This is a genomic window from Ideonella sp. (assembly GCF_044358605.1).
GTDB lineage: Bacteria > Pseudomonadota > Gammaproteobacteria > Burkholderiales > Burkholderiaceae_C > Ideonella.
Genome location: NZ_JBIKNQ010000105.1, coordinates 1 through 5951, shown reverse-complemented (window position 1 = coordinate 5951; position 5951 = coordinate 1). Strand labels below are relative to the sequence as shown.

7 protein-coding genes are annotated in these 5951 nt (G+C 67.7%); all 7 read right to left on the bottom strand.

Translation table 11 applies throughout. The features are described from left to right. Positions 1–239: 239 nt before the first annotated feature. The gene (rarD, locus tag ACIQ3Q_RS21970; RefSeq protein WP_396271375.1) at positions 240–1109 is read right to left on the bottom strand and encodes an EamA family transporter RarD; all 870 of its coding nucleotides are present in this window, start codon (positions 1107–1109) and stop codon (positions 240–242) included. A gap of 5 nt (positions 1110–1114) precedes the next feature. Further along, on the bottom strand, positions 1115–1900 hold the full coding sequence (locus ACIQ3Q_RS21965; protein WP_396271374.1) for a pseudouridine synthase: 786 nt from the start codon (positions 1898–1900) through the stop codon (positions 1115–1117). Beyond that, positions 1900–2319, bottom strand: coding sequence for a YchJ family protein (locus tag ACIQ3Q_RS21960; protein ID WP_396271373.1), 420 nt, complete (start codon positions 2317–2319; stop codon positions 1900–1902). The genes ACIQ3Q_RS21965 and ACIQ3Q_RS21960 overlap by 1 nt, the downstream gene beginning before the upstream one ends. Further along, positions 2316–3626, bottom strand: coding sequence for a glycolate oxidase subunit GlcF (glcF, locus tag ACIQ3Q_RS21955; RefSeq protein ID WP_396271372.1), 1311 nt, complete (start codon positions 3624–3626; stop codon positions 2316–2318). Before glcF ends, ACIQ3Q_RS21960 begins: the two co-directional genes overlap by 4 nt. A 6-nt stretch (positions 3627–3632) precedes the next feature. Beyond that, entirely contained in the window at positions 3633–4298 is a 666-nt protein-coding gene (locus ACIQ3Q_RS21950) for a class I SAM-dependent methyltransferase (RefSeq protein ID WP_396271371.1), read from the bottom strand. Continuing rightward, the gene (gene glcE / locus ACIQ3Q_RS21945) at positions 4298–5398 is read right to left on the bottom strand and encodes a glycolate oxidase subunit GlcE (protein WP_396271370.1); all 1101 of its coding nucleotides are present in this window, start codon (positions 5396–5398) and stop codon (positions 4298–4300) included. The genes ACIQ3Q_RS21950 and glcE overlap by 1 nt, the downstream gene beginning before the upstream one ends. A gap of 39 nt (positions 5399–5437) precedes the next feature. Continuing rightward, positions 5438–5951 (bottom strand): hypothetical protein (locus ACIQ3Q_RS21940; RefSeq protein WP_396271369.1); only part of this gene is annotated, 514 nt, incomplete at its 5' end.

Genomic DNA, 5951 nt, shown 5'->3' with positions numbered 1-5951 from the left:
CCCGCGCAGGAGTGTCCAAGGGCGCTGGAGTAGGCGCAATCCGCAGCCCGGGCTGGTGCCCGGGCAAGGAGAGCAACACCCGCCAGCGCCCTTGGACGCCCTGCCCTACGGGTGAGTCCTACAGGCCACGCCATTCGTTGTTGCGCCGCTTGCCCGCACAGAGGTGCGGGCGGCGCAGCGCGCCTAGACTGGCCTGGCCTGTAGGGCTCACGCGGGTAGGATTTGTATGTCAACAGACCCTAGCCTTCGCGGCGCCGAAAGGCTTGCCAAGAGTCCCAGCTGTACAGGCTGAGCGCCAGCCAAATCAGCCCAAAGCCCAGCAGCCGTTGTGGGCTGAGGGGCTCTTGAAACACCAGCCAGCCCAGCACAAACTGCAGGCTGGGCGCCAGGTATTGCAGCAGCCCCAAAGTGCCCATGCTGACCCGCTGGGCGCCAAAACCAAACAGCAGCAGCGGAATGGCCGTGAGCGGCCCTGCCACCAGCAGCCAGGCCCAGGTGCTGGGGCTGTGGCTGCCGTCGGGGCTGTGCAGCGTCAGCCACAGCAGGGCGGGCACCGCGATGGGCGCCAGCAGCAGGGTTTCCAAAGACAAGCCTTCGAGCGAGCCCAGCGGCGCCATCTTTTTGATCAAACCGTAAAAGCCAAAGCTCAGGGCCAAGGCCAGCGCCACCCAGGGAGGCGTACCCATGGCCACGGCCATCCAGACCACGCCAGCACCAGCCACGCCCAGGGCCAACCATTGCAGCTTGCGGGGCCGCTCGTGCAGCACCAGCACGCCCAGCAGCACATTCACCAGCGGGTTGATGAAGTACCCCAGGCTGGCCTCCAGCACATGGCCGTGGTTGACGGCCCAGACATAGATCAGCCAGTTGCTCGACAGCAGCAGGGCGGCTGCCGCATAAGTGCCCAAGACCTTGGGCTGGCGCAGTGCCTCGCGCAGCCAGGCCCAGCGGCGCTGCACGGCCAATACGCCGGCTACAAACACCAGGGACCAGACCGAGCGGTGGGCCACGATCTCCAGCGACGGGACGTTGCTCAGCTGATGAAAATACAGCGGGAATAAGCCCCAGATGATGTAGGACGCCGCAGCGGCCCAAAGCCCGTGATGCATGGTGGTCAGAAGAGGGGAGTGTCCAGCGCGGGCAGCGGGTCCAGCCAAGGCCCGCTGGCGCATAACTGCTGCCACTCGGGCCCCGGCGGGGCTGTCAGCCGCAGCGGCTGCGCTGTAAAGGGGTGGGCGAAGCGCAGCCCCCAAGCGTGCAGCCACAAGCGCGGCGTGCCGACGTGGCGGGCCACCGCATGGTTGTGCGGGGCTTTGCCGTGGGTGGTGTCCCCCACCAGCGGGTGGCTGATGGCCTTGGCATGGCGGCGGATTTGGTGGCGTCGGCCTTGCAGCGGCCGAGCGCAGACCAGCGCATAGCGGCTGCTGGCATGGCGTGCATCCACCGCAAAAGGCCACTCCACCCGCGCCAAGCGCTGCCATTCGGTTTGCGCTTCCAGGTGAGGCTGGCCAGTGCTGGGCAGCTCGGGGTCGCGGGCCAAGGGGTAGTCAATCAGCTGCTGCTCAGCCGGCCAGCCGCGCACCAAGCCCAGGTAGGCCTTGCTCACGCCACCTGCTTCAAACAGCGCCCCCATCTGGCGTGCGGCCTCGGGGCTGCGGGCCAGCATCAGCAGGCCGGAGGTGGCTTTGTCTAAGCGGTGCACCGGGGCCAGCCAGTCGGTGCTCAAGGCACGCAGGCGGTCCATCACCGAATCTTGCTCTCGGTTGTCCAGCTCGCTGCGGTGTACCAACAGGGCCGGTGGCTTGTGCAGCACGCACAAGTGCTCGTCCGCCCACAGCAGTGGCAGGCCAGCGGCGTGCGCGGCGTCGGCCCAGGCCATGTCCACGGAAGAGTCAAGCATCAGCGGTGCTGGCCGTCCAGATAGAGCCAGTGGCCTTCAGCGTCGCGCTCAAAGCGGCTGATCTCGTGCAGCCGGTGGGCGCGCCCGCCCAGCTTGCTCAGCGCCACAAACTCAACCTCTGCATGCTGCGCGTCCAAGACGGTGTGGCGCTTCACCGTCAGCCCCAGCCAGCGCAAACCGGGCTCAGGCGGCTCCAGCGTGGCAGGGCGGTGGGCGGGGTGCCAGGTGGCCAGCAGGTAGTCCCGCAGGTCCAGCACAAAGGCGCTGTAGCGCGAGCGCATCAGGCTCTCGGCATCGGGTGCTTGTAGCGCCAAGGGGCCCTGGTGCCAGCGCCCGCAGCAGTCGGCATAGGCGAGCGGCCGCGCTTGGCGCCCGGTGCCATCGCTGCGGCCACAAGGGCAGGGCAGCGGTGCACTCACAGCGAGGCAGGCTCGCGCAGCGGGCTCAGGGTTTGCGCTGCGGTGAGTGCGTCGTCCAACACTTCCACCCAGTGGCGCACCGGGCGCTCGCTGCCGGTTTGCAAGTGTTGGATGCAGCCGATATTGGCCGAGACAATGGTCTCGCCGGGCACGCTGGCCAGGGCCTTGAGCTTGCGGTCGCGCAGTTGCAGCGAGATCTCGGGCTGCAGCACCGAATAAGTGCCGGCCGAGCCGCAGCACAAATGGCTGTCGCAGCTGGCGGTGCGCACTTCAAAACCCAGCTTGGCTAAATGTTCTTCCACACCGCCCTTAAGGCGCTGTGCATGTTGCAGGGTGCAGGGCGGGTGATAGGCCAGCGGCACCGCTTCAGGCTGTGCCTCACCCCGGTGGCGCTTGGCCGCCAGGGCTTTTTGCAGCGGTGCCACCAGTTCAGGCAGCAGCTCGCTCAGGTCTTTGGTCAGCGCGCTGATGCGCTGGGCTTTGTCGGCATAGTCGGGGTCATGGGCCAGGGCATGGCCATACTCTTTGACGGTGGCGCCGCAGCCGCTGGCGTTCATCACGATGGCCTCGACCGCGCCGTGGGCGGTCAGGCCTTGGACCAGCGGCCACCAGGCGTCGATGTTGCGACGCATGTCGTTCAAGCCGCCTTCTTGGTCGCCCAGGTGGGCACGGATGGCGCCGCAGCAGCCGGCCTCGTCGGCCACCACGGTTTGAATGCCAGCGGCGTCCAGCACCCGTGCGGTGGCGGAGTTGATGTTGGGCATCATGCCCGGCTGCACGCAGCCCATCAGCATCAGCACCTTGCGCTCATGGTGCCGCGTGGGCCAGCGATGGGCTTCTTTGCTGGCCTTGGGCGGCACCTTGGCCTTCAGCGATGAAGGCAGTAATGGGCGCACCATTTGGCCCAGCTTCATCGCGGGCTCAAAGGCGGCCGAGGGCAGGCCTTCTTTCAGCAGCCAGCGCACGGCGCGTTCGGTGCGTGGGCGCTCGACCTTGGCGTCCACCAAGCGTCGGCCAATCTCCACCAGCGCACCGTATTGCACACCACTGGGGCAGGTGGTTTCGCAGTTGCGGCAGGTCAGGCAGCGGTCCAGGTGCAACTGAGTGGAGCGCGTCGGGGTGGCGCCTTCCAACACCTGCTTCATCAGGTAGATGCGGCCACGCGGGCCATCCAACTCGTCGCCCAGCAATTGGTAGGTGGGGCAGGTGGCGGTGCAAAAGCCGCAGTGCACGCACTTGCGCAAAATGGCTTCAGCCGCTTGGCCGTCGGCGGTGTGGGCGTGCTCGGGGGCGAGATGGGTTTGCATGCGCTGTCAGTCCTGCGGCGCCAGCGTGTAGCTCAGCACCCAGTAATGGTGAAAGTCGTGCCACTGCGCGTCGCGTGCGCGGGGGCCTGCCAAGGTCTTGGCGGCTTCAGGGCTGGGGAAGTTCTTCAGCACTTCAAAGCTGCGGCCATCGTTCAGGCGGCGGGTTTGATAGGTGTTGCCTTCGTCGTCTTGGCGGGTGATGGGCGAGCTGCTGGCCTGCACAAACTGGTTGTCCAGGTGCACCACGCGGGCGCCGGGCTGCAGCTTGCTGTGCAAGGTGGCCAGCCAGTCGGGCAGGCGGCGCAGGGGGATGTGGCTCCACCAGCAGCCGATGAAGGCGGCGTCGAAATGGCTGGCCACGCCATCCAGGGTGTAGGCATCGGCCTCTTGCAGGCGCACGCAGGGCGGCAGGGCCTTGGCGCGGGCCACGGCCAGGGTCTCGGGGTTGATGTCGGTGGCCAGCCACTCGGCGGCTTGTGCGGCGGCGGCGGGTGTCCAGTAGCCGGTGCCGGTGGCCACTTCCAGCACTCGGCGCCCGGCAAACTGGGCAGGCAGCCAGGCCTTGATGGCGGCCAGGTCGGCCTGCCGTTCAGGTTTGGCATAGACGGCCTCGTACTCGCGGGCCCGCTCTGCGTAATAGGCCTGCATCGAGGCTTCGGTCGCGTGCTCCATCACAACTCCGGGTGTAGACGTTGACGGTTGAAGATGCCGGCGGGGTCAAAGGCCCGCTTCAGCTCGCGGTGGATGCGCAGCAGCGGGGCCGACAAGGGCGCAAAGCCATCGGCACCGCCGTCGCCGCCCCACCAGCGTTGGGCGTGGCCTCGGGCGTCTTGGGCTGCTTCATGCACGGCAGTGGCACTGGCCGTGGTCAGCAGCCAGCGCTGGCCGCCGCCCCACTCCACCAACTGGTCGATCAGGTGCTCGCCGCCCAAGGAGACGCGCGGCGCACTGGGCGCGACGGACAGCCGCCACAGGCTCGCGCCTTGGGCGCGCACGGCGTCGCGGGCCGTGGCAAAAAAGTCATCGGTCTGCTCGCGCAGGCCGTTCCAAAACGGGGCGGCCAAGTCTTCGGCGATGGGCTCGCCGCCCAGGCGTCGCGCCGCAGATGTGACGGCCGCAGCGGCACCGCGCAAGCGCAGCACCAAGGTGTCGTCCCACCACACGCTGGCGTTCAGCGGCAGCGGGTCGCCCGCCCATTGGTTGAGGTGACGCAGCGCGCTGGTTTGGTCCATGTCGAAGCGCAGGGTCAGGCTGGCGGGCGGCAGCGGCAAGACCTTGAGCGAGACCTCGCAGATCACACCCAGCACGCCCATGGAGCCGGCCAGCACGCGCGAAACATCGTAGCCCGCCACGTTCTTCATGACCTGGCCGCCGAAGCTCATCACCTCGCCACGGCCATTCAGCAGCGTGGCGCCCAGCACATAGTCGCGCACGCTGCCCACGCTGGCGCGCGCCGGGCCGGCCAGCCCCGCAGCCACCATGCCGCCCACGGTGCCACCGCCAAAGCGGGGGGGCTCAAAGGCCAAGTACTGCTGGCGCTCGGCCAAAGCCGCTTCCAGCTCTGGCAGGGGTGTGCCCGCCCGCGCAGTGATCACCAGCTCGGTGGGCTCATAAGACGAGATGCCGCACAGCGGCCGCACATCCAGTACCTCGCCCACGGGCGGGCCGCCCCGGCCGTCTTTGCTGCCACTGCCACGGATGCACAGCGGGCGTTGGTCTGCCGTGGCCGCCTTGACGGTGTCGACGAGTTGATTCAGCACGGCCTTAGACATGCCGACCTCCTTGATGGGCTGGCGTTTGCAGAGCGCGGCTTAGGGAATGAGTTGAGCCACCGGGTACAGGCCGCCCGAGAACTTCAGGGGCTTGTACTCCAGGGTGAAAGGGTTGAAGTAACCGGCTTGGCCTTTGGCGGGCGCTGCCGAGCCAAAGTCGGCCAGCACCGCGCCCTCGCCCCGCCGGCTGCCCACAGGCGGCACGCCAAAGCCCAGATAGCCGCCGGGGCGCGCCACCAGCAACTGCGTGCCGTCGCTGCTGACCCCGTTGGTATTGGGCAGCACGCTGCTGTTGCCGCCCGTGGCCGTGCGCAGATATGTCACTTCGCTCACGGTTTGCACCTTGAGCCGGTAGTCGGTGATGTTGGCGGCCGAAATGACACCGGTGCTGCCATCGGTGGTGATGGTGCCCGTCAGCGTGGTGCCAGAGGGGTAGACCACCGGCATCACCCGAAACACCGAGCTGCCTGCGGGCGCTGTGGCCACCTTGCGAGAGCCGCCGTTCGGGTCGCCAAACCATTGCCAGTCGAACTGCGCCCCGTTGACGTAGCTG

What these genes read in the sequence shown, in the direction of transcription:
- rarD (WP_396271375.1), bottom strand. Translation starts at nt 1,109, where the DNA reads ATGCATCACGGGCTTTGGGCCGCTGCGGCGTCCTACATCATCTGGGGC.
- ACIQ3Q_RS21965 (WP_396271374.1), bottom strand. Translation starts at nt 1,900, where the DNA reads ATGCTTGACTCTTCCGTGGACATGGCCTGGGCCGACGCCGCGCACGCC.
- glcF (WP_396271372.1), bottom strand. Translation starts at nt 3,626, where the DNA reads ATGCAAACCCATCTCGCCCCCGAGCACGCCCACACCGCCGACGGCCAA.
- ACIQ3Q_RS21950 (WP_396271371.1), bottom strand. Translation starts at nt 4,298, where the DNA reads ATGGAGCACGCGACCGAAGCCTCGATGCAGGCCTATTACGCAGAGCGG.
- glcE (WP_396271370.1), bottom strand. Translation starts at nt 5,398, where the DNA reads ATGTCTAAGGCCGTGCTGAATCAACTCGTCGACACCGTCAAGGCGGCC.